At 59.1% G+C, this 25,145-nt stretch carries 25 protein-coding genes and 4 pseudogenes; 14 read left to right on the forward strand and 15 right to left on the reverse strand.

The window, feature by feature from the left end:
* Positions 1-55: 55 nt before the first annotated feature.
* The 6 genes from AUQ37_RS01585 to cls all read right to left on the reverse strand — a co-directional run bounded on the left by AUQ37_RS01585 (position 56) and on the right by cls (position 5,778).
* Positions 56-883 (reverse strand): hypothetical protein, encoded by an 828-nt coding sequence (locus tag AUQ37_RS01585; protein ID WP_058747132.1) that lies wholly within the window; start codon positions 881-883, stop codon positions 56-58.
* Between the two features lie 15 nt (positions 884-898).
* Entirely contained in the window at positions 899-1,903 is a 1,005-nt protein-coding gene (locus AUQ37_RS01590; RefSeq protein ID WP_157844244.1) for a hypothetical protein, read from the reverse strand.
* Positions 1,904-2,475: 572 nt separating this feature from the next.
* Positions 2,476-3,162 carry a hypothetical protein gene (locus AUQ37_RS01595; protein ID WP_058747134.1) on the reverse strand — a complete coding sequence of 229 codons (687 nt, stop codon included), beginning with the start codon at positions 3,160-3,162 and terminating at the stop codon, positions 2,476-2,478.
* A gap of 91 nt (positions 3,163-3,253) precedes the next feature.
* Positions 3,254-3,448, reverse strand: a complete 195-nt coding sequence (locus AUQ37_RS01600) for a hypothetical protein (RefSeq protein WP_235584792.1) — start codon at positions 3,446-3,448, stop codon at positions 3,254-3,256.
* Between the two features lie 133 nt (positions 3,449-3,581).
* On the reverse strand, positions 3,582-4,172 hold the full coding sequence (locus tag AUQ37_RS01605; protein WP_058747136.1) for an ATP-binding protein: 591 nt from the start codon (positions 4,170-4,172) through the stop codon (positions 3,582-3,584).
* A gap of 208 nt (positions 4,173-4,380) precedes the next feature.
* Positions 4,381-5,778 carry a cardiolipin synthase gene (gene cls / locus AUQ37_RS01610; protein ID WP_058747137.1) on the reverse strand — a complete coding sequence of 466 codons (1,398 nt, stop codon included), beginning with the start codon at positions 5,776-5,778 and terminating at the stop codon, positions 4,381-4,383.
* 183 nt (positions 5,779-5,961) lie between these two features.
* Here cls and AUQ37_RS01615 point away from each other — a divergent pair, with 183 nt between their 5' ends.
* The 4 genes from AUQ37_RS01615 (at position 5,962) to AUQ37_RS01630 (ending at position 9,551) form a co-directional block, all read left to right on the forward strand.
* Complete coding sequence (locus tag AUQ37_RS01615; protein ID WP_058747138.1) at positions 5,962-6,666, forward strand: hypothetical protein; 705 nt, start codon at positions 5,962-5,964, stop codon at positions 6,664-6,666.
* A gap of 126 nt (positions 6,667-6,792) precedes the next feature.
* On the forward strand, positions 6,793-7,497 hold the full coding sequence (locus AUQ37_RS01620) for a 4Fe-4S binding protein (RefSeq protein WP_058747139.1): 705 nt from the start codon (positions 6,793-6,795) through the stop codon (positions 7,495-7,497).
* A 190-nt stretch (positions 7,498-7,687) separates the two neighbouring features.
* Complete coding sequence (locus AUQ37_RS01625; RefSeq protein WP_058747140.1) at positions 7,688-8,725, forward strand: hypothetical protein; 1,038 nt, start codon at positions 7,688-7,690, stop codon at positions 8,723-8,725.
* A complete protein-coding gene (locus AUQ37_RS01630) occupies positions 8,706-9,551 on the forward strand; it encodes a hypothetical protein (RefSeq protein ID WP_058747141.1) in 846 nt (281 codons plus the stop codon). Before AUQ37_RS01625 ends, AUQ37_RS01630 begins: the two co-directional genes overlap by 20 nt.
* A 113-nt stretch (positions 9,552-9,664) precedes the next feature.
* Here AUQ37_RS01630 and AUQ37_RS01635 read toward each other — a convergent pair whose 3' ends face one another.
* The 6 genes and pseudogenes from AUQ37_RS01635 to AUQ37_RS01655 form a co-directional block, all read right to left on the reverse strand.
* Positions 9,665-10,342, reverse strand: a complete 678-nt coding sequence (locus tag AUQ37_RS01635) for a nitroreductase family protein (RefSeq protein ID WP_058747142.1) — start codon at positions 10,340-10,342, stop codon at positions 9,665-9,667.
* A gap of 120 nt (positions 10,343-10,462) precedes the next feature.
* Positions 10,463-11,697: pseudogene (locus AUQ37_RS01640) on the reverse strand (phenylacetate--CoA ligase family protein).
* A gap of 312 nt (positions 11,698-12,009) precedes the next feature.
* Positions 12,010-13,020: a tetratricopeptide repeat protein gene (locus AUQ37_RS01645; protein WP_082662339.1), complete on the reverse strand. Its 1,011-nt coding sequence runs from the start codon at positions 13,018-13,020 to the stop codon at positions 12,010-12,012.
* A gap of 130 nt (positions 13,021-13,150) precedes the next feature.
* A complete protein-coding gene (locus AUQ37_RS09335) occupies positions 13,151-13,711 on the reverse strand; it encodes a tetratricopeptide repeat protein (RefSeq protein ID WP_235584793.1) in 561 nt (186 codons plus the stop codon).
* A gap of 20 nt (positions 13,712-13,731) precedes the next feature.
* A pseudogene (locus AUQ37_RS13365) lies at positions 13,732-13,779 on the reverse strand (hypothetical protein); the annotation flags it as partial.
* A 94-nt stretch (positions 13,780-13,873) separates the two neighbouring features.
* Positions 13,874-15,361: a tetratricopeptide repeat protein gene (locus AUQ37_RS01655; protein WP_058747145.1), complete on the reverse strand. Its 1,488-nt coding sequence runs from the start codon at positions 15,359-15,361 to the stop codon at positions 13,874-13,876.
* Between the two features lie 107 nt (positions 15,362-15,468).
* Here AUQ37_RS01655 and AUQ37_RS10560 point away from each other — a divergent pair, with 107 nt between their 5' ends.
* Both AUQ37_RS10560 and AUQ37_RS01660 read left to right on the forward strand, forming a co-directional pair.
* A complete protein-coding gene (locus AUQ37_RS10560; RefSeq protein ID WP_201013636.1) occupies positions 15,469-15,618 on the forward strand; it encodes a hypothetical protein in 150 nt (49 codons plus the stop codon).
* Positions 15,618-16,160: a tetratricopeptide repeat protein gene (locus tag AUQ37_RS01660; protein WP_201013637.1), complete on the forward strand. Its 543-nt coding sequence runs from the start codon at positions 15,618-15,620 to the stop codon at positions 16,158-16,160. The genes AUQ37_RS10560 and AUQ37_RS01660 overlap by 1 nt, the downstream gene beginning before the upstream one ends.
* A 58-nt stretch (positions 16,161-16,218) precedes the next feature.
* Here the strand turns inward: AUQ37_RS01660 and AUQ37_RS13370 are convergent.
* Positions 16,219-17,900 (reverse strand): annotated as a pseudogene (locus tag AUQ37_RS13370) (formate--tetrahydrofolate ligase).
* Positions 17,901-18,046: 146 nt separating this feature from the next.
* Here AUQ37_RS13370 and AUQ37_RS01670 point away from each other — a divergent pair.
* The 7 genes from AUQ37_RS01670 (at position 18,047) to AUQ37_RS01690 (ending at position 21,997) form a co-directional block, all read left to right on the forward strand.
* Positions 18,047-18,367, forward strand: coding sequence for a hypothetical protein (locus tag AUQ37_RS01670; RefSeq protein WP_058747146.1), 321 nt, complete (start codon positions 18,047-18,049; stop codon positions 18,365-18,367).
* Entirely contained in the window at positions 18,351-18,674 is a 324-nt protein-coding gene (locus AUQ37_RS01675; protein WP_058747147.1) for an HAD family hydrolase, read from the forward strand. Before AUQ37_RS01670 ends, AUQ37_RS01675 begins: the two co-directional genes overlap by 17 nt.
* 305 nt (positions 18,675-18,979) lie before the next feature.
* Complete coding sequence (locus AUQ37_RS01680; protein ID WP_235584795.1) at positions 18,980-19,228, forward strand: ferrous iron transport protein A; 249 nt, start codon at positions 18,980-18,982, stop codon at positions 19,226-19,228.
* Positions 19,225-21,396: a ferrous iron transport protein B gene (gene feoB / locus AUQ37_RS01685; protein WP_058747149.1), complete on the forward strand. Its 2,172-nt coding sequence runs from the start codon at positions 19,225-19,227 to the stop codon at positions 21,394-21,396. Before AUQ37_RS01680 ends, feoB begins: the two co-directional genes overlap by 4 nt.
* Positions 21,393-21,560 carry a FeoB-associated Cys-rich membrane protein gene (locus AUQ37_RS09845; protein WP_157844246.1) on the forward strand — a complete coding sequence of 56 codons (168 nt, stop codon included), beginning with the start codon at positions 21,393-21,395 and terminating at the stop codon, positions 21,558-21,560. Before feoB ends, AUQ37_RS09845 begins: the two co-directional genes overlap by 4 nt.
* Positions 21,557-21,718 (forward strand): hypothetical protein, encoded by a 162-nt coding sequence (locus AUQ37_RS09850; RefSeq protein ID WP_157844247.1) that lies wholly within the window; start codon positions 21,557-21,559, stop codon positions 21,716-21,718. The genes AUQ37_RS09845 and AUQ37_RS09850 overlap by 4 nt, the downstream gene beginning before the upstream one ends.
* A 90-nt stretch (positions 21,719-21,808) precedes the next feature.
* Positions 21,809-21,997, forward strand: a complete 189-nt coding sequence (locus AUQ37_RS01690; protein WP_058747150.1) for a hypothetical protein — start codon at positions 21,809-21,811, stop codon at positions 21,995-21,997.
* 9 nt (positions 21,998-22,006) lie between these two features.
* Here the strand turns inward: AUQ37_RS01690 and AUQ37_RS13375 are convergent, their stop codons facing one another.
* The gene (locus AUQ37_RS13375; protein ID WP_394325616.1) at positions 22,007-22,201 is read right to left on the reverse strand and encodes a hypothetical protein; all 195 of its coding nucleotides are present in this window, start codon (positions 22,199-22,201) and stop codon (positions 22,007-22,009) included.
* Between the two features lie 269 nt (positions 22,202-22,470).
* Positions 22,471-22,968: pseudogene (locus tag AUQ37_RS13380) on the reverse strand (tetratricopeptide repeat protein); the annotation flags it as partial.
* A 180-nt stretch (positions 22,969-23,148) separates the two neighbouring features.
* Between AUQ37_RS13380 and AUQ37_RS01700 the strand changes: the two are divergent.
* Positions 23,149-25,128, forward strand: coding sequence for a heavy metal translocating P-type ATPase (locus AUQ37_RS01700; protein ID WP_157844248.1), 1,980 nt, complete (start codon positions 23,149-23,151; stop codon positions 25,126-25,128).
* Positions 25,129-25,145 lie beyond the last annotated feature (17 nt).

Here is a 25,145-nt window from a genome sequence, read left to right on the forward strand (position 1 = left end):
CATTGAAAGCATCGAATAGGCAAATCGAAACAATCGCAAAGCAGCGGATGCTGGGTCAATCTGTTTTCATATATGCAGCACTCGGTCTGATATACAGTTCCGGATTCATTTTGCGGTATGTATCAGGATCGTAAGGGTGCATAAAGAACCATAGATGATATCCATCGATCTGCCCCAAATCCCTTGCCTCATCGGCGGTTATGGTTTCCCCCACTTCGGTCTGACCGTTCACAGGTTCGCCGTCCCTCTCAGGATCGAACGGCCTTACAGCCACTATATCGCGGAAATCCGAACCGATCCTCTCCAGCAACTCGCCGGCGGTCATCCTATCCTTCGGGACAGTCCAGGTTCTCCATCCTTCCCTTACGGAGGTACCGCAGCACATCTCGTCAAAGATGCGGGCGAGGAACTCATAAGTCCCGCCTTCGCGCCGGAATATGAACATCGCGTCCATGTCCAGCAGGCCGGACTGAAGATTCCTGATACCATTTTGGGACACAGAGATGTCGATCGTAGGGTGGTAATGCGAATCCCATCCGTCGTCGCCCATGTGTATCGCGATATATTCCCCGTCCCTCAGGTATCTGCAGATGAACGGCAGCAGGAAACAGCATCTTTGCATTCTGTCATAGGTGATAGAAACGACCCGGCCCGTTCTATCGTACTCTATCGCGGCACACATGTAGACATGAAGATCCGCCGTATCGATGCCGAAGTCTACCTTATCGAACTCCTTGGCGAGCGTGCCGTCCTTCATGCTGTCGCAGCATCTGAAGACCAGCGGACCCCAGCGGTAGAAGGGATTCTCCCTTTTCTGAGCGAATCTCGAAGGGAGAAGTTCACAGCGGCCCTCAATCTCCCTGTCTGTGAATATCAATGCCATATGCAATCGAAAGAATCAGTAGATGTCAGAATATATCGGCTCTCCGAAGAACACATGTGCAGGATAATTTACACTATCGTGAAGACCGTGATGCGTATGGTAGAAACCAGGATTGCCCTTGTGAGCAGAAAGATGAACCATCCATTCTGCACCCATCATACGATAAATCGAGATCGCAGATGATTCCAACAAGGTGCATAGATTCATCTCCTTAAGTCCTGGGCCTGGATTCCCGGCTATCTTCATAGCCAGCTCAAGTTCAAGCTTCACAGATGAAATGAATATTTTATAGCCATTATCTTCTGACATGTACGCGAAATAATAGTCTCCTATGTTTTTCTCGCTATAGTTCACATTGTTCGCATCCGTGAGGTCCAATTCCAATCCGCCATACCCATTCACGGGCAGGCGGTACCTCATGTTGGTCCCGTCATTCCAGAGCACGTGCGGCGTCGATAGGTCCCTATCGGCTTCGTCGCGCAGCTCCTGCAGGAGCTTGGCGAACTCCATGATGTCGTACGCCAGGAGGCCCACGCGTATGACGGCGGTGGCCCATCCTATGAACGGGATGGCGCTGAGGGCGGCCGCCTTGAGGACCTTCTTCACGATCTCGTTGGCCAGGGCCTTCTTGATCTTCTCCTTGAGCACCGAGGAGGAGATCTTGTCGACCACCTTTTTCAGATACTTCACGTTGCTGTTGATGTTCTTGACCGCGTCCACGGTGGCATTGCCGATGAGGACGGGCCCGTCGGCATCCGAAACGAAGATGCCGTCATAATAGTAGGCGGAATCCCTGTCGAACTCCTCTTCGGAGATGTTGTCGGAGAAGCTCATGACCTCCTTCCCGCCGCTGTAGACATGGGCGTCTATGGAGACCGAACGCCGGCTGTCATCGACTGCCGCGGTCGCGTAGATGTACGCATACTCGCCGCAGTCTTCGAACAGCAGGTCCAATCCCAGCTCCGAGGAGAGGATGGTCTTCCCGAACACGAAGAACCTGTCGCCGTCGGAACGCTTCATGGAGTCGAACTCGAAATCCGCCGAAGCAAGGGTCTGTTCAGGCCCTTCGGTATCTGAACTCCTGTTATCCAGTACGAAAAAGGTGGAGGAAGAAACCAACAGAAGGACTGATATGATTACTGTAATTTCATTTCTTCTTTTCATAATGACTTATTAATACAACGACGCAGAATGTATATTATAACATGCCTCTCGCGGCCTATCTGCTTCGTTTATTCAATATTCCCTTGAAACCCTGAAAAGCATCGAATCAGGGCTCAGGGCGATAATCCCGGGCGGCCGTCAGCAGTCAGAATGACCTGTCCGGCAGTACGCCAAGTGCTTAGACTTGAGGATCCAGAGCTGAAGCCCATCATCGAAACGATGACTTACGAGTCCATTGTGAGGGAGTTCCCGGAATGAGTGATAATTTCGATTCCAGGGCACCGAGAAAGATGGCGATCAAGCAGGATTCCGCAATCTGATGAACAGGTACGGGCTCATGCTCCGGTACACATCGGGATCATAGGGGTACATCGAGAATGACAGAAAGTATCCCTCGATCTGCCCCAGATCCCTTGCCTCATCGACGGTCATGACATCCATTTTCCAATCTGACCGTCCGCAGGTTCGCCGACCCTCTCGGAATCGAACGGTCTTACAGCCATTACGCTGCAGAAGTCCGAGCCGACCCTCTCCAGCAGCTCGCTCGCGGTCATCCTCTCGTTCGGGACCGTCCAGAGATCCCATCCATCTCTTACGGGGATACTGCGGCACATCTCGTCGAAAATGCGGGCGAATGGCTCATAGGTCCCGCCTTCGCGCCTGAATATGAACATCGCATCCATATCCAGCAGACCGCACTGGAGGTTCCTGATTCCCTTCGGGGACACAGAGATATCGATCGTAGCGTGGTAATGCGGATGCCAGGCGTCTTCATCCATGTGGATTGCGATGAATTCCCCGTCCCTCAGGTATCTGCAGATGAACGGCAGCAGAAAATAGCATGTGCGCATTCCGTCATCAATGGTGGAGACGACCCTGCCTGATTCGTCACACTCGAGCGCACTGCACCAATAGAGATGAAGGCCGGCCGTATCAATGCCGAAGTCCACTCTGTCGAACTTCTTGGCAAGCATGCCGTCCTTCATGCTGTCAAAACATCTGAAGATCAGCGGACCCCAGCGGTAGATCGGGTTGTCCCTCTCCTGAGCGAATCTCGAAGGGTGAAGTTCACACTGGCTCTCGATCGTCCTGTCTGTGAATATCAATGCCGCCATATCCGATCGAGAGAGTCAGTCGATGTCAGAATATATTGGTTCTCCGAAAACACATATGCAGAAGGATTTCCGCCGTCATGAAGACAAGTGCTCATCCGCCCGAGGCGACCTTCATCGCTTTGACGGTCTGCCCGTCCTCGATCGGAGCGTCCATAGGGACAGGCACGCCCGAGACCAGGAAAAGGTACGCATCGGGCAGTATGCCGGCCGTGCGGGCCGCATCCGAGACCGCTGTTCCGGGCATGACCTCCGTGAGCTTCCCGGAGACCTCGATGTAAGAAGCCATGCCATCCCGATCGCTTCGAAACATATATTATCTGTCCCGATGCCGTGAAAGAAACACATGACGGATTTCCCGTCTGAAACTGCGGAGGATGCATTGACTGCAATCGGCCGGCCGAGTCAATCCTCGAAACGTTTCACGATAGGTACAGTTCCTTCTTCCCTTCCAGGAAATCTGCGAGGCTGATGTGTGTTATCCCGTCCCTCGACATATCGAACGGGTCCATCGAGATCACATACTTGGGCGATGCGTCCCTCACCGAGGAGAACGCTCCGAACTCTCTTTCCACCATGGCCCCGTCGGCCAGGATGTACGCTACCTGGATGAAGCATTTCTTCCCGTCCTTCACCGCCACGAAGTCGATCTCCCCGTTGTATTTCCTGCCGACGTACACCTTGTACCCTCTTCCCAGGAGCTCCAGGTACACCAGGTTCTCGAGGAAATACCCGTTCTGTATGTCAACAGTATTGGTCATGATGTACCTCAGCCCGTTATCCAATGCGTAGTTCTTGGGCTTAGAGGACATCACGGCCTTGCCGCTTATGTCGTAGATGCTGACCCTCTTCAGGAGGTAGGCCTCCTCCATGAGATCGAGGTAGCTGTGCACGGATTGGACGGAGACTTCAAACCCTTCTTTCTTCCTAAGGCAATCCGAGACGCTCTTGGCGGAGAAATCGTTGCCGCAGTTGGCGAGGGCATAGGCCGCCACCCTCCCGAACTTGTCCATTGGTTCTGCCAAGCGTTATTTTTGAATCTGGCACTTGCGAATGAAATATAGTTCGCATCTTTTCTTGCAGCAGATCCGCGCCTTGTACTGTCTGCCCTTTTCCTCCTCCGAGGAAAGGCTGAAAATCAGCATGGAAATGTGCTTTGATAAAATCAGAAAAATTCCTGATTTATCAAAGTCAGTTTCCCTTCCGCACCCTTTCGCTCCCTCACAGCAAATCCGCCAGGAACCTCGACAGGAACGTCTTGAACCTCTGGATCAGGTTCCTGCTCCTGTACATCTCCATCGTGTACAGGGTGCATCTCTCCAGGTCCTTCTCGAACGCCTTCTCCATATCGGCGGCCATCTCCTCCGAGTAGACCATCGCGTTGCATTCAAAGTTCAGGTTCATGCTGCGGGGGTCCATGTTGGCCGAGCCCACGGAGCACCAGTACCCGTCTCCGACGGCGGTCTTGGCATGGATGAACCCGTTGTGATACTCGTAGACCTTCACCCCGGCGTCCATCAGCCTGCTGGCCGAGAAACGGTTCCCCCAGTAGACGAACATGTGGTCGCCGATGTCCGGGATTATGACCCTGACGTCGGCGCCTTCCAGCGCCCTCAGGCGCAGCAGGTATACGAGGGGCTCGCTCGGCCCGAGATAAGGCGTGGTGATCCATATCCTCCGGCGGCAGGCGTCCGCGATCGAGACGTACTGCATATGGATGGAGTTGGTCCCGGGCGCATCCGGCCCCCCGCTGGTGAGCTGCACGGTGACATTCCCCGCCTTCTCCCCGCGGTAGAAGGATTCGTCGCATACCAGGTCCTCGCGCGAAGCATACCTCCAATCCTGGAGCACAACGCGCGTGTAGAAGTCCGCCGCCGGGCCCCGGATCCTGACGGCGGCATCCCTCCAGTATCCGAACTTCCCCTTCCCGAGGTACTCGTCGCCGATGTTGTACCCGCTCACGAACACGGTCTCCCCGTCGATGACCGCGATCTTCCGGTGGTTGCGGTTGTTCTTCTTGGCGCTCAGCAGGAGGGTGATGATCCGATGGAAGGTCGCTACCTTCCCGCCGGCCGCCCTGAGCTCCTTCACCAAGTCGCGCGGGAGGTTGCGGGTGCCGATCTCGTCTACCAGCAGGCGGACGGCCAGGCCCGCCCTGGCGCGGTCGATGAGGATCTGCAGGAGCTTCCTCCCGGTCCCGTCCTTCCTCACGATGTAGTACTCGGCGAGGATGCTCTTCTCCGCGCCTTCCATGCTGCGGAAGAGGTCGTTGAAGAACTCCTCCGACTCGGAATAGTAATTGACAGCGTTCCCGCCGACCGCCGGGGCGCCTCCGGACCGGCGGAGCGCTTCCGACACCCGCAGCGCCTCTCCTTCCAGGCCGCTGCCGTAGTCGGCGACATCCTCCCTTTCCTTGGCCTCGATGTCCCTCTTGCGCCGGAAGGCCCAGCGGGAATAGAACGTCTGCCCGAACATGAGGTACAGGACGAAACCGGCCAGCGGGACCGCGGCCATCAGCACCGCCCAGAGGACGAGGGCCTGGGGATTGTAGCGTTCGGCGTACATCGCGGAGATTATGAAGATCGCGTTGAGCGCCGTGACGATCAGGAGCCACTCCATAGAAATCGGTAGTGGAAGGACGGAACGGACGTAAAATCATTGCCGACAGGCAAGGACTGACATCAGAGCCTGATAATACATTCCGGCAGCCAATCTAATCCATAGGTCGCCGTTTTATTACATATTTCTATGTATTTTATTTCGGAACCACTTATAGACGATGGCGATTATACATATCACACGATGAGGGACGTCCTCTCTGAGATCGGCAGGCTCAGGGGGTCGGAGGGGTTCCGCGCCTACTCCGACATCCGGGCCGTGGAATCGTACTTCAGAATGACCCAGGAGAAATGCCGTGCGCTCATCCGCGAGCTTGACGATGTCTCCTCCCGCCCGCCCGAATGGTGGAGGAGCTACGAGATCGTGGAGGAAGAGTCCCTCGAGCTGTCCCAGGCCCTGACGGACTTCCTGTCCCGCATGTACTTCTGCAAGAACCATGCCTCGGCCTGCGCCGGCCGCTACAAGCTGGAAAGCGAATACCGCGCTATCAGGAAGAAGTATTTCGGCGAGGAGGCGGCCGTCATCATCGGCCTGCGGAACTACACGGTCCATGTGGACATGGCCCCGCTCGTTGTAGGCCCCGGCGGGAGGCCGGTGTTCACCGACCGGTGCCGCAAGAACCCCATCTGGAGCGCGAAGGAAAGAAAGATCCTGAAGAAGGCCGACCCCAGGGAGCTCATCGAGACGTACGGGGAGCAGATGGAATGCGTTTACTCCGAGTTCGGCGAGGCCCTTGCCGAGGCGATCAGGCCCAAGATGAAGGAATGCCGGCGGGAGATCAGGGGCTTCAACAGCTGGGCAGGGTCCGAGAGATGGTCCGCTACGAATCACCTTGGGGCACCGGAAGGCCGCGAAGAGTGCCTCACACTCGACACCGCGATGCCCTAGGAAGGATTATCCGTCCCCTCTGCGATTCATCTTCATGGACCGGGAGGAGGCCTACGGGCTGCTATCGGCCGCCGCGGACGCGCGGAGAGATCAGAGGAGAACCGCATCCCCGGATCGTGGGAGCGGATGTTCGAGCGCCCCGTCTTCGCCTTCGGAAGCGCGGACGATCCCCTTTTCGATGCGCTGAAGGACCCGAAGTGCGTCGGGCCGGAGCACATGTCCCCGAAAGAATGGATGCCGGGCGCGAAGACCGTCATCGTCATGTTCTTCCCCATGTCCGACAAGGTGAGGGAGAGCAACGCTTCCGGGGATTTCCCGTCGCGCGAATGGGCGTGCGCCCGCAGGGAAGGGCAGGCGTTCATCGCGAAAGCGGCCGCGGGCCTGGTATCGGACATCAAAAAAGCAGGCTACAGCGCCATGTCCCCCGAGCAGGACCCGAGGTTCAGATGGACCGCGCCGACGGTGTCCAACTGGTCGCTGAGGCACTGCGCGTACATATGCGGCCTGGGAACCTTCGGGATGTCCAAGAACCTCATCACCGAAGCAGGGTGCGCCGGGCGCCTGTGCAGCGTCCTGACGGATGCGGAGATCCCGCCGACGCCCCGCCGCTATTCCGGCCTGTACGATTGGTGCATCAAATGCGGGGCGTGCGCCCGCGCCTGCCCCGTGTCGGCCATCGATCCAAAGGCCCCTATGGGGAAGAACAAAAATGACGCTGTCTGCAGTGCCCGTCTGAAAGAGGCGCAGATCGCCTGCGGAAGCCCCTCGGAAGTCGGATGCGGGAAGTGCCAGACCGGCGTTCCCTGCTCGCGCGGAAGGCCCCGGCGCTGATAGCAGGCATCCATCGAGTGCACCGCTAAGACCCCGTTCGGAATATAAACGGAAAAGTTAGCGCGAAACATAGAACTTAGGTACGAAGCCATCAGATTGAAACAGACTGTCTTCCGGTGTTGCGCCTCTGGGCCGAATACTGCATCTAATAAGTTTATTTATTAATCTCATTGTGAATTCATTGTAGGAAATGGCCAAGATTCCGAGAACAAGAGACGATTTCATCCTATTACTGGATTCGACATTCAGAGAAACCTCTGCCTCGGATTTCAGACACAGCACTCTCAAGGCATATTATGTTGAGAGCAACCTGAACCCGAACATTCCCCCTGCCATGGGCTCCTCTTTCTCAGAATGGAGACTTTTGGAAGGCAGTTGGTATATCTGTTCAGATGCCCGCGGGAACTGGATCATCATCGATACGTACGACAAGCGCGTCTGGGTCTTATATTCGCTATCAATTGTTGATATTGCAGACAGGGCCATCTCCAAATGGATCAGTAACAACGTCGGTCTGGATAATTGCTGGTTCTCGAAGAGAAATCTGGAATCAATAGGAAAGATCAACGGATTGAAAGAACGCGGCATCGGACTGAAATACCGCAATATAGCAAGCCAGGCCGAAGATCCCTTCGGATTCAGCCTGAAGGCATGGTACGGTAACGGCGCTAATAAGGACATAGAGGATCTTTTCGATAAGCTGAAACGTGATTTCTCCACGAAAAGTATCCGCTGGAGTTGCATCGAAAACGGCAACACCTCGATGAAACTGGAATGGTACAATTACGGTAAGGTTACCGTCAATTACCTAGAAGACGCAGAAGATACGCTTCATCTAATTTCATCTACCCTTGAAAAATATCATTCTGCGCTGAAAGATGGAGAGAAGGCGAGAGACGAACACAAGTATGCATTCGAGTTTACTTTTACCCAGAAGATCGATCTAGAAGGATATTCCGCTGCCCTCTCGAAAGGAAACTCGAAACTGAAACTTTGGATGACGGAAATTGATTCACAACCGGACTTCAAACGGTTCGCAGGAATCGATCTTCATAACCTCGACCGCGTCATTCTGGATATGGGCGAAAAATACGCGTACATGAACGTCCCGGGAAAAGGATGTGTCAATGCGGCGCCCAGGTTCGCAGCTGTTCAGGGAGAGAACGCCTGCGGCAATGTCGATATCATGTATGAGGGGAGGGAGATCTTTGACCTCAGACAATATTGAAAGCGTCAATGATCTCGAGAAGATGAAACTTTGGCAAAGGACGCTCTATTTATTTGGAAAATATCAAAATTTTGAAGGACCCTTTTACAAGGCCGGATATTCTGAGTATAAAATTTGCCAGCGCATAATGCGGAAGAAGGAAATCTATTGTGCTCCGGACATCATCGCTCATACTGATGATAAAAAATGGCTGGTTATGGAACTCACAACCGATCCTAACGCAGACAAGATTTCTCAGGTGAAAAAATACGAGAACATCACTTCAGATGATGTCGGACATCTTGCTATGAATGTTGATGGTAAACAGAGCATCATTGTCTCGAGTTACCATGAACTGGATGTTACATGCGCCCAGATTGTTGTTTCTGATAATCTGTTGACAAAAAACACTGATTCAATAACAGATAGAAAACTTGCCGAAAATCTGGATTCAGCGAAAGGCATTGATTTAACCAAAACTCCTTCCAGTTCTTTCCTAATTCTCCCAGAATCCAGTCAGTTCGAGATCAGAACGTCTCTATTAGTATCGATTCAACAGATGCTGATGGAAAAAGGCAGTCACAAATCTGTTGAGTCACTCATTGAAGAAGGGCTCGATTTTATCTCCGGTTCTGTGTCAGCAGTAGAGAAGAAGAGTTTGGCATCTAATGTCAGAATTGCTCTGAAAGACCTTGGTAAAGAATTGCGTGAGTATGTATCATTCGAAAATGACATTCTTACCGTTAACAAAAACACCTCAAATGCCCTCGAATCGATTATGAAAAAACTAAAGACATGGCAACACAACACTAAAAACTCAAAGCAGACAACATTGCAGGTCGATTGAGTTTCAATTCAACTTAAATGTCCGCAATAATCGGACCATATCCAGCTGTTGCTCTTCTTTCGTCCTTCTCCAAACCGCCTTAAAGAGCGGGGATACCGTCCCCGCTCCGGGCCTCAGGCCCAGCTGAAGTTTGATTTCCCGGCGCCGAGCTCGAAGTCTACCTTGGCGATCCCGGTATCTATCTCGGAGAACATGCCGCCGGAGGGCTTCGCCAGGACCTTCCCGCTCTCTTTCAGCTCGAAGAAGAAGTTCTGCTTGTTCATGGCAGTGGGCGCCTTCATGGCCGCCTCCACTCCGTCTTTGAACCACTGGGGGGAATCCGCGGAAAGATTGGAGACCTTCTCGGCTAGTTTGGATTTGTGGTCCTCGCCGCTCTCCGCCCCGTGGCCGATGACGACGGTAAGGCCGTACTTCATGCCATCGGGGACATGCTTGAGCACTTCCTTCTTGTTGACCATGGCCGCCCAGCAGGTGTTGAGGCCGATTGACTGAGCATAGAGGACCAGCCTCTCTCCCCAGTACCCGCAGTCCGACTCGAGCGTCCCGCTCTCCTTCCCGGCGAGGACGATATAATCGGTCGCGCCGCCGAAGTGGCCTTTCATACCGAACTTCTGTATCCCGGCAGGGTCGCCGGCGACCAGGACGAAGGAAAGCCCTGTCTCGGAGTTGATCTCAGCGATCGCATCCCCGATCTTCTTCCTGTCCTCTTCATTGAGGCCGGAAGAATATTTCCTGACTGAATGGCGCTCAGGAACCATCGCTTTAAGCTGCGCATCGTCGAAAACCGACATGAAATTTGAACTGTTATAACTTCTATAATATATTTTCTATAAGGCAAAAATAGGTGCAATAGGAAGGATTGAGCCGTGCGCCCGCTGCAGGCTGCGTTGTCCGCAGTCTGCGGCAGCCGCTCAGTACCTGTTGTCGAAGATCCTGTGGGACTTCTTCTCGCTCCTCGGCAAGTCCCCGATCCTCACCGCCTTGGGCGTGATCGTCGGGCCGACAACGGCCTTGAACCTCTCGAGGACCTGCTTCTCGACCTCAGGCCATTTCTCCTGGGGCAGAGGGGTCTCGAAGAACAGGGTGAGGATGTCCTTTCCGTTCAGGTGGTCGATCATGACCTGATACTCCGAGCTCGCATCGGGCACCGAGGCGAGGACCTCCTCGAACTGCGCGGGGAACATGTTGACGCCCTTGACCTTGATCATGTCGTCGGTCCTGCCGGTAATGATGTCGATCCTCGGATAGCGGGAACCGCAGGGGCAGGGCCCGGTGAGGATCCTGGTTAGGTCGTGGGTGCGGTAGCGGATGAGCGGCGCTCCCTCTTTCCTGAGGGTGGTTATGACCAGTTCCCCCACGGTTCCGTCCGGTACGTTCTTCAGCGTCTTCGGGTCGATGACCTCGAAGTAGAGGTAATCGTCCCACATGTGAATGCCGTTCTTGTAGGAGCAGCTGATGCCTATCCCGGGGCCGTAGATCTCGGTCAGGCCGTAGACGTCGTAGAGCTCCAGGCCGAGGGTGTCGGCGATGCGGTCGCGCATCTTGTCACCCCAGCGCTCGGACCCGATGATGCCCTTCCTGAGGCATATCTTGTTCTTCAGGTTCCTCTGGGCGACCTGCTCGGCGAGGAGAAGCGCATAGGACGAGGTGGCGCAGAGGACGGTAGTCTTCAGGTCCTGCATCATGCGGAGCTGCTTCTCGGTGTTCCCGGGCCCCATGGGGACGACCATGGCCCCGAGCCTCTCGCTCCCGCCTGGAATCCGATGCCTGCGGTCCACAGGCCGTACCCTGGGGTGATCTGCACCCTGTCCATCTCTGTGACCCCGGCCATGCGGTAGCAGCGCTCGAACATGGTCGCCCAGTCCTCGACGTCCTTCCTGGTGTAGGGTATGATCACCGGGGTCCCGGTGGTGCCGGATGAGGAATGGATCCTGACGATTTCCTTCTCCGGAACGGCCATAAGGCCGAGCGGGTAGGCCTCGCGCAGATCCCCCTTGTCAGTGAACGGGAGGGTCTCGAAATCCTCCTGGGTCTTGATCTTGGTCAGGTCGATGTCCTTGAACTTGCGAGCGTAGAAGGGGCTCTTCTCTTTGATGGTAGAGAGCTCGCGGGAGATCACCTCGGCCTGATAATCAGTCATCCTCATGACAGCACGTTCCTATATGCCAGTGAGGCTCACGACATATATATGTTTAAGCAAAAACAAGCAAGAATGAATTTTTTAGCACATAGGAAAAACAGAACCGATGCTCCGGCACCTGCTGCGGACCGGGATCTCCATCGAATTCAGAGGCTGCTATGCCCTCGGAACAGCAGCATCAGCGGCCTATCCGTTGAATAATAACACAGAAAACGGCAGACATAACGCAGCGGTGCCCAAACCTCATCAAAACCCACTGCGAACCGTCGCCTGGCACATCAAGAAAATATCTATGCCCGGCGCATCCTGGAGCGCGGATCAGATCTTCTCGAGAATTTCCTTGGCCTCGGCGTTCCCGCGCATGGAGGCCTTCTTCAGCCATTTCCTGGCGTTGTTCTGGCTCTTCACCATCCCCTCTCCCGAGAGGGACAGCTTGCCGAGCCACAGGAGGGCCTTGTCGTCGTTGTCCTTGGAGGCCCGGAAGAACAGCTTGGCCGCCCTGTCCGGGTTCTTCGGCATCCCCCGCCCTTCGTAGGCCATGATCCCCAGCCTGACCAGGGCCGGATCATAATCCTTGCCAGCGCATTTCTCGTACAGTTCCAGCGCCTTGGGGAGGTTCTGCTCCGTCCCTCTCCCTTCCTCGTAGATCACTCCGAGCCGGTACGCCGCCGGGACGCTCCCGCCCTCGTACGCTTTCGTATACCAGAGGATCGCCTTCCCCCAGTCCTGCTCCACGCCGAGCCCGTCGGAGTACATGTGGGCAAGGTTGAACATCGATTGGACCCATCCGCTCTCAGCGGAATGGGTGTACATGCGCACCGCCTCGTCGAGATTGGCGTTGGTGCCCTCGGCGTGCACCAGCATGTAGGCCGCGTTGCATTCGCCCTCGGGATCCCCCAGCCCCGCGGCCATGTCGAACCATTGGAAGGCGCGGTCGAGGTCGCGGTTGACCCCGTCGCCCTTGTAGTAATAATAGCCCATGGCGCACTGGGCCCTCGGGTCCCCCGAGGACGCCCTGTCCATGACCTCCCTCAGTCCCATTAGCGCACCACCCTCTGGGTCATGTGCACGTACCTCTCCGGGTGGTCCATATAGGGGCTGAGGTAGTAATATCCCAGCAGGTTGCCCCCCGGCGGCCGCGGCCGCGAAGCATTTGATGGCCTCGTTGCGGTCGGCCTCGCGGCCCTTCCCGGACTCGTAGCTCCTGCCCAGGAACAGCTGAGCGTCCGGGGACCCGCTGAGCGACGCCCTCATGAGGTAATCGAAAGCGAGGGCGTCGTCCCTGCGGACCGCCGTCCCCTCATGGTAGAGCATCGCCAGCATAAACATGGCCTCGGCGTTCCCCAGGTCCGCGGACTCCTGGTACTTCGAGATGGCGAGATCGGTCTCGCGACCTCCATGAACTGGTCGGCCTCCTTCAGGCTCCTCTTCCTCCTGTCCTCCTCGGCGGCCGAGGGGGTCATGGAGAGGATCCTCCTGCGCTCCATGAAGCTGTCCTTGTGGCCGCCGGCCATGGCCGCCTTGCAGCGCTTGAGGCTAACGTAGCAGCGGTCGTGGCCCATCCTGGCCCCCAGGCGGTAGTACTCGCAGGCCCTGTCGGGCCTGGGAGGGCAGCCCTCGAGGCCGAACTCGAGATCCTTGCCGACCTTGAAGAACAGGTCGCGTCGGCCTCCGTCTCGAACTTGCGGTAATATGCGTTCGCTGCGTCGAGGTCGCGCCGGCAGCCGAGTCCGGACTCCAGGGATGCTGCGTAGCGGAACTCGGAGAGCGGGTCGCCGGTCTCCGCCGCCTTCTTGATCCACTGCACCGCCAAACGGTCGTTCCTGGGGACGAGCCTGCCGTAGAAGTACGCGGACGACAGGTCCCTCATCGCCTCCGGTATGCCGGATTCGGCAGCCGCCCGCAGCCATTTGACGTACTGCGTGCGTTGGGCATCGTCGGGAAGCTCGCCGTTGCGGTACATCTTGGCGAGCTCCCATTCGCGCGGGGGCACCCGGCGGAGGCCGAGCGCTCGTACCAATCCGCGGCCTTGACGGGGTCGGGGTCCGAGCCCTTGCCGGTCTGGTACATATAGGCCACACCGAGCATGGCGTATATGTTGCCGCCTCTCGCCCCCCTCAGGAACCTCGGATCCGTGACCTTCTGCCTCCTTCTTCCAAACTCCGGCCGGGCCCGGCGGGCCTCAGCGCTTCTTCATCATGCTCTTGAGCTTCTCCAGCAGCTTCTCCGCATCGGGGTCCCCCTGGCGGGCGGCCAGGGAGAGCATCCTCTTCGCGTAGGGCAGGTCCTGCTCCACGTACTCCCCCTCCATGTACAGCTTGCCAAGGTAGAACTGCGCCTCGTAGTAGCCGGACTTGGCGGCCTCGGACAGCATGTCGAGGCCTCCCTGGATGTCCTGCTCCACCTCTTTCCCGGTGATCTTGAACATCGCCAGGAACGACATGGCGCCGGGATGCCCCTGGCCCGCAGCCTCGGAGAACCATTCCGCCGCCTTCTTGGCGTTCTTCTCCACCCCGCGGCCCTCGTAGTAGAAGCAGCCGAGGGCGTACTGCGAGTTGGGCTCCCCGCCCTCGGCGGCCTCCCTGAACCACTTGGCGGCCTCCGCATCGTCCTTCTTGAAGTAGATGCCGTTGCCGTAGAAGCATCCGAGGGCGTACTGGGCGATGCCGTCGTACTGCTCGGCGGCCTTGGTGAACCATTTCGCGGACTTGGCGAGGTCCTGGGGCACCGCCTGCCCTTCGAAGAGCATGTTCGCATAGTCGGTCATGGCCTGCAGGACACCACCCTCGCAGGCCTTCTCGAGGTAGGCTTCAGCTTTCGCGGGGTCGCGCCTGACCCCCTTCCCGCCGTAGGCGAGGCGGAGGCCCAGCTGATGCTCGGCATCGTGCTGCCCCTGGTCAGCCGCCTTGACCAGCAGCTTCTCGGCCCTCTGCGCGTCGTAGTAGGGGCTGTCCTCCATGAACAGTATGCCCGCGAGGGCGTACTGCGAATCGGCGTAGCCCATGTCCGCCGCCTTCGTGTACCACTCGACGGCCTTGTCGAGATCGGGGTCCGAGAAGTTCTGCCCCGTGTCGTACATGACGGCGATCCTGTGCGCCGCCTGGGCGCACCCGTGGTCCGCCGCCTCCTTCAGGAGCTTCAGCGCCAGGTCCCTGTCCTTCTGGACCCCCTTCCCCATGAGGTACATGTAGCCAATGATGTTCTGGGCCTCGGTATCCCCCGCATCGGCGCAGGGCATGTAGAGCCTCACGGCCTCCGCATGGTCCTTCTTCACAATGGCCTTCGTCCCGTCGGGGTTCTTCCCCGTGTCGTACAGCCCGAAGATCTTCCTGCAGGCGACGGTGTCCCTGCACTCGGCGCGGAGCCTCAGGTCCATGATCTGGGACTCGGCCTCCTCCGGGTTTGCGGATATCTCGGACGACACGATGGCGGCAGGGCCGTAACCCTTCGCGGCAGCTTCGGAGAACAGCTCCGCGGCGGACCTCCTGTCCTCCGCGGTCCCCTTCCCGGTGTATTTGAACAGGCCCAGGAGATAGGCGCACTCAGGATCGGACTCCCCTGCCTCGGCGAGGGCGCATGCTTTCTGCATGTCCCTGCCGGAAACGGCATCCATGGCGGCGCGGACGGCCGCCGCCTGGCCTTCGGAATTGGATGGAACCTCTTCACTCATTATGCTCATCCCATAGCGACGCACCTATAAAATGTGCGTGCGCACGAACATTTAGGCTGACCCATGCAACAACTTTTTAAGAGGTTTTGGCTCTGGGTATGGGCAAGATGGCCGCAGAGGGGGTCAGCATGGATGCCTGCGAATGGGCGAAGACGGTCGTCCGCACCTGCGACGAACGCAATTACGCGTCAGCAGTGGACATCCTGTCGTCCGCGCCGGGAAAGGAGATGCGGCGTGCGAGCTGTATGTCGGACTGATGTACGCCCGCGGGCAGGGGGTCCCCCGGGATTTCAAGAAAGCGCGCTACTGGCTCACCGAATCTTCCGAGGGCGGCAACCCCAACGCCATGTACTTCCTGGCGAAGATCTACCTCCGCGGCTACGGTACCGAGCCGGACCCGGCTAAGGCGGCCGACCTCCTCAGGATCCCGTCGGAGAACGGCGACCCCAGGGCCCAGTACGAACTGGGGCTGATGTACCTCGACGGGAACGGCGTCAAACGCGATCTGGCACATACGTTCTCGCTGATGATGTCCTCCGCCAGGGGCGGGGATGTGGAGGCCATGTTCGTCCTCGGGCAGCTCTACAAGAACGGAGCAGGGACGGATAAAAGCCTCAGGGAATGCGTGAGGTGGCTGGCCTCGGCCGCGGTCAACGGCCACAAGGGGGCGCAGGTCCTCCTCGGGGACATGTACGAGACCGGCGACGGCGTCGATACCGACCATGACGAAGCGAAACGCTGGTACGATATGGCCGACGGGGCCCGCCGAGGGAAAGGGCAGGCCCGAGTTTTTCTGTGAGGTTTTGAAGAAAAGAAGGCAGAGACAGGGGCAAAGGCCCCCGCCCGCCCCGCTCGGTTCAGTGGAGCCCTACGATCTTCCCTTCGTCCGTCAGGTCGATGTGGAGCGCCGCAGGGTCCTTCGACAGGCCCGGCATGAGCATGATCGATCCGCAGACGGGGACGATGAACCCTGCTCCTGCGGAGAGGTTGACCTCCCTCACGTTCAGGGTCCATCCGGTGGGGGCCCCGAGCAGCTCGGCCTTGTCGGACAGGGAGTACTGGGTCTTCGCGATGCACACCGGGAGCTCCCCGTATCCCTGGTCGATTATGGCCTGGATGGACTTCTCGGCGGCAGGGCTGTACTCTACATCCTTGGCCCCGTAGATCTTCTTGGCGACGGCCTCGATCTTCTCCTTGACGGAGGTCCTGTCGGCGTAGCAGAACTTGAACCTGGGCCTGTTGTCCGGGTCGGCGATGACCTCGACGACCTTCTTGGCGAGCTCCTCGGCGCCCTCCCCGCCCCTGAGGAAGCCGTCGTTCACGGCGCAGTACGCCCCGATGCCGCGGCAGTGCCTCTTGACGGTCTCGATGTCCTCTTCCTTATCGGTGTAGAAGTGGTTGATCGAGACGACCACCGGGACGCCGTAGGACTTCATGTTGGCGACGTGCTTGTCGAGGTTGGCGAACCCCTTTTTGAGGGCCGCGGTGGTCATGGAGGCCGGGTCCTTCAGGTCCGCTCCGCCGTGCATCATGAGGGCGCGGATCGAGGCCACCACGACGACGCAGTTGGGCCTGATCCCCGACTGCCTGCAGACGATGTCCATGAACTTCTCCCCGCCGAGGTCGGCCGCGAAACCTCCCTCGGTGACAGCGTAGTCCCCGAGAGAGACCGCGGCTTGGTGGCTATGACGGAGTTGTTCCCGTGGGCGATGTTCGCGAAGGGGAACCCGTGGATGAACACAGGCTGGCCCTCGAGGGTCTGCACGAGGTTGGGCATGAGCGCCTCCCTGAGGAGGACCATCATGGAACCGACGCATCCGAGCTGCCCGGCGGTGACCGGCTTGCCGTCGTAGGTGTAGGCGACGACGATCCTCTCCAGCCTCTTCCTGAGGTCGGCATAGTCCGTCGCGAGCGCCAGGATCGCGGAGATCTCGGAGGCGGATGTGATGAGGAACCCGCTCTCGTGGGTCACTCCGCCGTTGATCTTCGAGTCGCCGAGGCCGACGACGATGTGCCTGAGCTCCCTCATGTTCATGTCGACGGTCTTCTTCCACACGATCCTCGAGGGATCGATGTTCAGGGGGTTGTCCCTGACCAGGTTGTTCTCCAGCACAGCGGAGAGCAGGTTGTGGGCGGCCGCGACCGCGTGGATGTCGCCGGTGAACTCGAGGTCGATCTTCCACATGGGGTAGACCTGGGCGTTGCCTCCGCCGGTGGCCCCTCCCTTGATCCCGAAGGTCGGGCCCATGGACGGCTCCCTGAGCGCGCCGACGACCTTCTTCCCGATCTTGGCCAGCCCCTGGATGAGGCTGATGGTGGTGACGGTCTTCCCCTCGCCCGCCTTGGTCGGCGTTACCGCCGTGACGAGGATGAGCTTGCCCTTCTTCGATTTCTCTTTCCTGGCCAGAACGTCCAGGGGCACCTTGGCGATGTACTTGCCGTACTGCTCCAGGTCCTCCGGTCCGAGTCCGATCTTCGCCGCAATGTCCGCGATATTCTGAACTTTCGCTCCTTCGGCGATCTCGATGTCGGTTTTCATGGTGATATTTCGATTTTGATGTACGTTTATAAAACTCTCCGTTAAGACGTCCTGCGGCGGTTCAGGCAGCCGAAAAACGATTTAAACGCAGTAGGCATTGAGGTAAGAAAATCCGGGCCTTGGGGCGATCGGGGCGCGCGCTTTTGATGTACAAAAACTATATATTCGGATTCGGGAGGACGCTGGCGGACCTGACGCGCGGATACCGTCTGGCATACTCGCAGGCGTTCCGCAGCTTCGGGATCCCCTATGAGCCTTCCAAAGAGGAGGAGTACTTCTCCACCCCCATCTACGACCTCTTCTCCAAGTACCGCACCGGATGCGCCTGCGTGTTCAGGGACTTCATGACCCAGCTCATCACCGTGTACGACCGCAACGTCATGCAGACCTCTTCCGTGTACCCGGACGTCTCCCCCGTGCATCAGGAAGCTGTACGCGAAAGGGTGCAGGATGGGCATCGTCACTGACTCCTACGAGCAGCACGTGCACCAGATACTCGCCGAGTTCGGCCTGGACCGGATGATCCCCTCGGTCGTCGGGATCGACAGGATGGCGGTCGAGCGCCCCCACCCGTACTCGGTCAATCTCTGCATGCGCGAGCTTGGTGGGAGCGAGGGGGACACCGTCCTCGTGAGCTCCGACCCGAAGGACATCATGGCCGGCGGGAACGCCGGGATCGACACTGTCCTGCTCGACAGGGACGGCACATCGGTGCCCGGGAGCTGCTCCCCGACGCACGTCATCTCTTCCCTGCTGGATCTTCCCGGGATCTGAGGGCCGCATCATTCCCGGGAGGGCTGTTCTCCCCTGACTTTCACGCGGGCCGCTGCCATGTCCGTTCGATGAGCCAGGCACATTCTGCGCGGAACAAAATTAAGTTAGTCTAAATCGGTTTTTTCAGATTAGGAATATCTAAATATCTCCACACGCTGAACCATATCAATGAATCTTATGTCAGGACTCAGAGGAGGCCGCCTAAGCAACGGCTTCCAGGGAATAAAAGGCCCAGGTCCATGCTCCCCGAGGGGGAGCGTTGAACCGTCGGGCAGGTCCCGGTGGTCGCTTTGATGCTATCGGATATGAAACGCGGCGAGACCGCGACGGTTGTATGCGTGAACGGGGAAGGACAGGTGCGCAAGCGCGTCCTCGACCTGGGGCTCACGCGCGGGGCCAAGGTCACCCTCATCAGGAGGGCGCCTCTCGGAGACCCCGTGGAGATCGAGCTGAGGGGATACCGCCTCACCCTGAGGCAGGGAGAAGCCCATATCGTCGAGCTCGAGAAGTGCCAGAACGGCTCGGATAACAATTCGGAGGGGGCCGCCCGATGATCACGGCGGCATTGATAGGGAACCCGAACAGCGGGAAGACCACGGTCTTCAACAAGCTGACGGGGAGCGTTCAGCACGTCGGGAACTGGCCCGGCGTCACGGTCGACAGGAAGCAGGGGTTCGTGAGGAACTTCAACGAGGAGAGCATCCTCGTCGTGGACCTCCCGGGGATCTACTCCCTTTCGCCGTATTCTCCCGAGGAGATCGTCTCCAGGGATTACCTGCTCGGCAACAACGAGGCCAAGCCGGACGTCGCGATCAACATCATAGACGCCTCGAACATCGAGCGCGCCATCTACCTGATGATGCAGGTCGTCGACCTCGGCATGCCGATGGTCATCGTCCTCAACATGGTCGATGTCGCCGAGAAGAACGGGATGCGCATTAACAAGGACAAGCTCGAGGAGATCCTCGGCATCGAGGTCCTCGAGACCGTCGGAGTCAAGGGCGAGGGCATCACCGCCATCGGGGCCGCCATCAAGCGCGCCCACGAGGAGAACAAGGTGCCCAAGAAGATCGCCTACGGCACCGACATCGAGAGCGCGGTAGAGAAGATATCGGAGGTCCTGAAGCCCGTCGTCAAGGAAGGGTTCGAGAGATGGACCGCCATCAAGGTCATCGAGAACGACAGGATGATCGTGGACGACCTCGGCGAGGAGACCGTCGCTCAGTGCAAGCCGTTCGTCGACGAGCTCTGCCGGAAATCCGGGACCGACGGCCTCGAGACCGTCGCCACCGCCAGGTACGACGCCGCCGAGAAGATCAAGACCCAGGTCATCACCTTCTACGACACCGGCAAGGAGACCGAGTCCAAGAAATCGGATAAGATCGACAATGTCCTGCTGAACAAGTGGGTCGCGATACCCATCTTCATCGTCGTCATGTACCTCGTCTACTTCGTGTCGATCCAGACCATCGGCACGATGGGGACCGACTGGATCAACGACACCCTCACCGCAGACCTTTCCGACGCGGTCTCGACATGGTGCGAGGACAACGAGGTCGCCGATGCGCTCAGCGGCCTGGTCGTCGACGGTATCATCTCGGGAGTGATGGCCGTCATCGGCTTCCTGCCGCAGATCATAGTTCTGTTCCTGTGCCTGGCCATACTCGAGGAGTGCGGCTACATGGCGCGCGTCGCGTACATGCTCGACCGCGTGTTCTACCACTTCGGGCTTTCCGGGAAGAACGTCATCCCCATGGTCATCGGCGTCGGATGCGGCGTCCCCGGGATCATGGGCACAAGGACCATCGAGGACGAGCAGAACAGGCGCATCTCGGCCATGACCACCACGTTCATGCCCTGCAGCGCCAAGCTGCCCATCATCACCTGCGTCGCCGCCGCCTTCTTCCACGATTCGGCCATCGTCGCCCTCGCGATGTACCTGCTCGGCATCATCGTGATCCTCATGTCCGGCGTCATCCTGAAGAAGTTCAGCGGGCTCACCGGGAAGCCGTCCCCCTTCGTGATGGAGCTCCCCGTGTACCACATCCCCACCTGCCGCAACGTTCTCCTCGACACCGCCCAGAAGTCCTGGGCGTTCGTCAGGAAGGCCGGGACCCTCATACTGCTGTCCGCCGTGCTCATCTGGGCTCTCAGCTCCTACGACTGGGGCCTCAGCTACCTCGGCAGCAACACCACCGAGGGGTCCGCGCTGTCCGACATCGGCCACGCGCTCAACCCGATCTTCGCATGGAGCGGGTTCGGCGACCACTGGGAGATCACCGTCGCTTCGATCACCGGCCTGCTGGCCAAGGAGAACCTGCTCGGAACCCTCGCCGTCCTGCTCGGGGACCCCGGGGATGCAGAGGGATTCATCACCGCGGACGCCCTGGCGGCCTACTGCTCGTCGAACACCGCGATGGCGTTCCTCGTGTTCAACTGCATCTGCGCGCCCTGCTTCGCGGCCATCGGTGCTATGCACAGGGAGCTCGGAACCTGGAAGGACACCGGCTACGCGGTCGCCTACCAGTGCATACTCGCCTGGGGGCTGTCCATCGTCACCTACCAGTTCCTGGAACTGTTCGGAGGCGAGGTGCATGCGGGCATAATAGTGGCCATCCTGGTCATCATCGCGATCGGCTACTTCCTGTTCGCCAAGGACCCGGTCGGGGCCATCAAGAGGAGGGCCAAGAGCCTGGAGCGCAAGGAAGGCGATGCCGCATGACCACAGGCACCGCAGTGGTCCTGGTCTTCGTCATCGCCCTGGTGGCGTGGCTGTCGGTCCGCACCTATCTAATGGCGAAGAAGGACCTGAAGCACGGATGCTGCGGCGACTGCGCGAAGTGCAGGAACCCCATCAACTGCAGACTGGAGGACAGAAAGCAATGAGCAACGGAACGATGATCGTGAGCGTGATCGTCATCCTCCTCATCGTCATAGCCCTGGTGTACAGCTACAGGACCATGTTCGGGAGGAAGGACTGCTGCGGAGGGGACAAGACGTCCCTGAAGGACAGACCACACGCCTCGGTCAGGAAGGAACGCTGAAACCGCGCGGGGCCGGGAACGGCCCTGCAAACAACTTATGCGGCGGCACCGCCGCAATTCTTTTATCGCGGGTCGTCGGAATCCGCCTGCATGAACAGTGCAACCGCTGAGATGCTCGCGGTCGTCCTCGCCGTCGTCATCCTGGCGGCCGTAGGGACCTGGCGCCAGCTCCGCACGCCCAAGAACAACGCCCCGAAGGAGAGGCCCCGCTCCGGGAACGAGCATGCCACCGTCAGAAAGGACGGAATCTACGGAGGGAAGCCTCCGGAGAGGAGATGAGGGCGGCCGTCACCTTCTCCCTTTATCTGTTTTATCCCCGTCGATATGGATCAGCTGGGCGTTCTGGGCCCTCCTCAGCCCTTCGACGAGCTGCTTGGCCTCCGGGCTCCCCGCGCGGGCGGCCTTCCCCATCCAGCGGAAACCCTCTTCGGCGTTCTGCTCCACGCCGACCCCGTCGATGAGCATTCTGCCCGCCTGGAACATCGCATCGGCATCTCCCTTCCCGCAAGGCCGAGGAAGATCCTGTAAGCTCCGGCCGGGTCCTTATCGGTCCCCTCGCCGGACAGCATCATGCAGGCCAGGTTGAACTCGGCGACCGAGTATTCCCCCGAGCACGCCCTGTACCATCCCGCGGCGGCCTTCTTCCCTTCCGGGGTCCCTTTGTCGTATTCGAGGGCGGCCATCCTGAACTGCGCCTCAGGGAGGCCGGCCCTGGCGGCGCGCAGGAAGCACTTCTCCGCCGCGGCCGGATCCTTATCGACACCGATTCCCGATTCATGCATGCATCCGAGCTTGAACAGGCAGACGGCGTTCCCGGAGTCCGCGCCTTTCCTGTACCATACGGCGGCCTCCGCCGGGTCCGCAGGAGTCCCCCGTCCGTAATAGTGGGCGTCGCCCATGCCGTCGTAGGCGGGGGCGAACCCCGCATCGCAGCATTGCCTCAGGCACTCGAAGCAGCGGGGAAGGTCCTCCCTCGGTCCCTCCCAATAATAATGTGCCAGGCGGTAGGCGGCCGGCACGCTCCCGAGGGACATCGCCTTCTCGTAGAGGTCCACTGCCGCATCCTCGTCGCGGGGGACCCCGTTCCCGGAGGCCGTGAGCTCGGCGAGCCCGAAGTACCCCTCGGCACGGCCCGAATCCGCGACAACGCGGAAGATCGCCGCGGCGCCCTCCGGATCCTTGGGACAGCCCGTCCCGGATGCCATGCAGGCCGCCTGCATGCACAGTTTCCCGGCTTCCTCCGCGTCCATGGCCGCATCAGCGGCTCCGGCATATAAAACGGTATTTTTCGAGGCGCTCCGAACGCATCACACATGCTGGAGTTGGACAGATGTTCCATGATGGATTGATTAAATGGTTATTTATGGGATGACTTAATACGTAACACGAATAGGTTGTGTTCGTAACAACACGGCCTTCGGATATAGGTTGTGAGTTCATTGGGCGAAGAGGAAGAGTACTGCTCCTCATGCTATGCCGAGGAGGAAGAGCTCGAGGAGAGCATCAGCGGGCACCTGGGAGTCAGGATCGCCATCGGACTGTGCTTCGTGGCGCTGGGCCTTTACACTGAATATATCGATGATTTCGGCCTCAGCGGGACCGCGCTACGCGTGATATTCCTCATCGGCCTCCTCATCGTCGGCTGGGACGTCATCGCCGAGGGCGTCCGCAATGTCTGCGGGCACCTGTCCCTGGACGAGAAGATGCTGATGTCGATCGCGGCCTTAGCGGCCCTGTGCATCGGCTACTGGACCGAATCGGTGGCCGTCATGACCTTCTATCAGATAGGGGAGGTCTTCGAAGGGGCCGCCGTGGGGCGCAGCCGCACCAGCGTCAAAGCGCTCCTGGCACTGAAGGCCCCCTACGCCAATGTCATCCGCGGGGACGAAGTGATCAAGGCCGCCCCCGAGGACGTCGGGATCGGGGAGACCGTCCTCGTGAAGCCGGGGGAGATGATTCCCATCGACGGCACCATCGTCGACGGTTCAGGATACATAGATTCCAAGGCCATGACCGGCGAGTCGGTCCCCAGGCACGCCGGCCCGGGAGACAGCGTCCTGTCGGGATGCATAAGCATCGACGGCGCGCTCAGGATCAGGACCTCCTGCGCATATAGCGACTCAGCTTCCGCTAGGGTCCTGAAGCTCATCGGGGAATCTTCTGCCAGGAAATCGAGGCCCGAGAAGTTCATCACCCGCTTCGCCAAGTGGTACACGCCTGCCGTCGTCGCCCTGGCAGCGCTGGTGGCCGTCATCGAATCGGCCGCCGACCCCGGCAACTGGGACGACTGGGTCTATAGGGCCGTGCTCTGCCTCGTGGTCTCATGCCCCTGCGCGCTCGTCGTCTCCATACCCCTCACCTACTACTGCGGGATAGGCCGTGCCTCGAGAGAGGGCATCCTCCTCAAGGGGAGCTCGTACATCGAGTCCATCGCCAAGACGGAGAAGGTCGTGTTCGACAAGACCGGGACGCTCACCGAGGGCGTGTTCGAGGTCGTCAGCGTCAGGCCGGCCGAGGGTTTCACCGCCGAGGAGCTCATCTCCCTCGCAGCGTCGGCCGAGAGCCTCTCTGACCACCCGATCGCCAAGTCCATCGTTTCCTATGCAGGCGGCGCCGAGGGCCTGCCGGAAGCGACCGAGGGATCCGCTGTCCCCGGCATGGGAGTGTCCGCAGTTGTAGACGGCAGGAAGATCTCCGCCGGGAACGCGGCCATGATGAGGCAGGAGGGCATCGCCGTTCCTTCCGCGGACGAATCCAAGACGAACGTCTTCGTGGCGGCCGGCGGCGTTTACGCCGGGCTCATCGTCATCTCCGACCGCATCAAGGCCGATTCGGCGCAGGCGGTCTCGGAACTGCGCTCGATGGGGATCTCGTCGTACATGTTCACCGGGGACTCCGAGAAGGCCGCTTCCGGGCTCGCATCGGAACTGGGTCTCGAAGGGTACAGGGCGGACATGCTCCCGCAGGACAAGACCTACGCGCTCGAGGACCTCATGAAGGACACGGACGGCACTGTATGCTTTGTCGGCGACGGCATCAATGACTCGCCCTCGCTCGCCCGCGTCGATGCCGGCATCGCCATGGGCGGGATCGGATCGGATTCCGCCGTGGAGGCGGCAGACGCCGTCATCATGGATGACAGGCCCTCCAAGGTCCCGGCCGCGGTAAGGATATCGAGGCATACCCAGAGGATCGTACTGGAGAACATCGCGGTCTCCCTGCTCATCAAGTTCACCATCCTGACGCTCACCCCGACCACGGACCTGGTCAACATGTGGGTGGCCATCTTCGGAGATGTCGGGGTGCTGATCATCGCTGTCTGCAACTCCTTCCGCGCCCTCGGATTCTCCAGGAAGAAGGACATCGAGGCCCTGGAGCACGCCAGGGACCGGACGCCTTCGTCCGAGTGACCCGGCCGGCCTCACCG

It is taken from the genome of Candidatus Methanomethylophilus sp. 1R26 (genome assembly GCF_001481295.1).
Taxonomy (GTDB): Archaea; Thermoplasmatota; Thermoplasmata; order Methanomassiliicoccales; family Methanomethylophilaceae; genus Methanomethylophilus.

Coding starts and splice junctions, on each gene's coding strand:
- AUQ37_RS01585 (WP_058747132.1), bottom strand. CDS start 883: ATGGCATTGATATTCACAGACAGGGAGATTGAGGGCCGCTGTGAACTT.
- AUQ37_RS01590 (WP_157844244.1), bottom strand. CDS start 1,903: ATGAAGCGTTCCGACGGCGACAGGTTCTTCGTGTTCGGGAAGACCATC.
- AUQ37_RS01595 (WP_058747134.1), bottom strand. CDS start 3,162: ATGGCGGCATTGATATTCACAGACAGGACGATCGAGAGCCAGTGTGAA.
- AUQ37_RS01600 (WP_235584792.1), bottom strand. CDS start 3,448: ATGGCTTCTTACATCGAGGTCTCCGGGAAGCTCACGGAGGTCATGCCC.
- AUQ37_RS01605 (WP_058747136.1), bottom strand. CDS start 4,172: ATGGACAAGTTCGGGAGGGTGGCGGCCTATGCCCTCGCCAACTGCGGC.
- cls (WP_058747137.1), bottom strand. CDS start 5,778: ATGGAGTGGCTCCTGATCGTCACGGCGCTCAACGCGATCTTCATAATC.
- AUQ37_RS01615 (WP_058747138.1), top strand. CDS start 5,962: ATGAGGGACGTCCTCTCTGAGATCGGCAGGCTCAGGGGGTCGGAGGGG.
- AUQ37_RS01620 (WP_058747139.1), top strand. CDS start 6,793: ATGTTCGAGCGCCCCGTCTTCGCCTTCGGAAGCGCGGACGATCCCCTT.
- AUQ37_RS01625 (WP_058747140.1), top strand. CDS start 7,688: ATGGCCAAGATTCCGAGAACAAGAGACGATTTCATCCTATTACTGGAT.
- AUQ37_RS01635 (WP_058747142.1), bottom strand. CDS start 10,342: ATGTCGGTTTTCGACGATGCGCAGCTTAAAGCGATGGTTCCTGAGCGC.
- AUQ37_RS01645 (WP_082662339.1), bottom strand. CDS start 13,020: ATGTTTATGCTGGCGATGCTCTACCATGAGGGGACGGCGGTCCGCAGG.
- AUQ37_RS01655 (WP_058747145.1), bottom strand. CDS start 15,361: ATGAGTGAAGAGGTTCCATCCAATTCCGAAGGCCAGGCGGCGGCCGTC.
- AUQ37_RS10560 (WP_201013636.1), top strand. CDS start 15,469: ATGGCCGCAGAGGGGGTCAGCATGGATGCCTGCGAATGGGCGAAGACG.
- AUQ37_RS01660 (WP_201013637.1), top strand. CDS start 15,618: ATGTACGCCCGCGGGCAGGGGGTCCCCCGGGATTTCAAGAAAGCGCGC.
- AUQ37_RS01670 (WP_058747146.1), top strand. CDS start 18,047: ATGTACAAAAACTATATATTCGGATTCGGGAGGACGCTGGCGGACCTG.
- AUQ37_RS01675 (WP_058747147.1), top strand. CDS start 18,351: ATGGGCATCGTCACTGACTCCTACGAGCAGCACGTGCACCAGATACTC.
- AUQ37_RS01680 (WP_235584795.1), top strand. CDS start 18,980: ATGAAACGCGGCGAGACCGCGACGGTTGTATGCGTGAACGGGGAAGGA.
- feoB (WP_058747149.1), top strand. CDS start 19,225: ATGATCACGGCGGCATTGATAGGGAACCCGAACAGCGGGAAGACCACG.
- AUQ37_RS09845 (WP_157844246.1), top strand. CDS start 21,393: ATGACCACAGGCACCGCAGTGGTCCTGGTCTTCGTCATCGCCCTGGTG.
- AUQ37_RS09850 (WP_157844247.1), top strand. CDS start 21,557: ATGAGCAACGGAACGATGATCGTGAGCGTGATCGTCATCCTCCTCATC.
- AUQ37_RS01690 (WP_058747150.1), top strand. CDS start 21,809: ATGAACAGTGCAACCGCTGAGATGCTCGCGGTCGTCCTCGCCGTCGTC.
- AUQ37_RS13375 (WP_394325616.1), bottom strand. CDS start 22,201: ATGTTCCAGGCGGGCAGAATGCTCATCGACGGGGTCGGCGTGGAGCAG.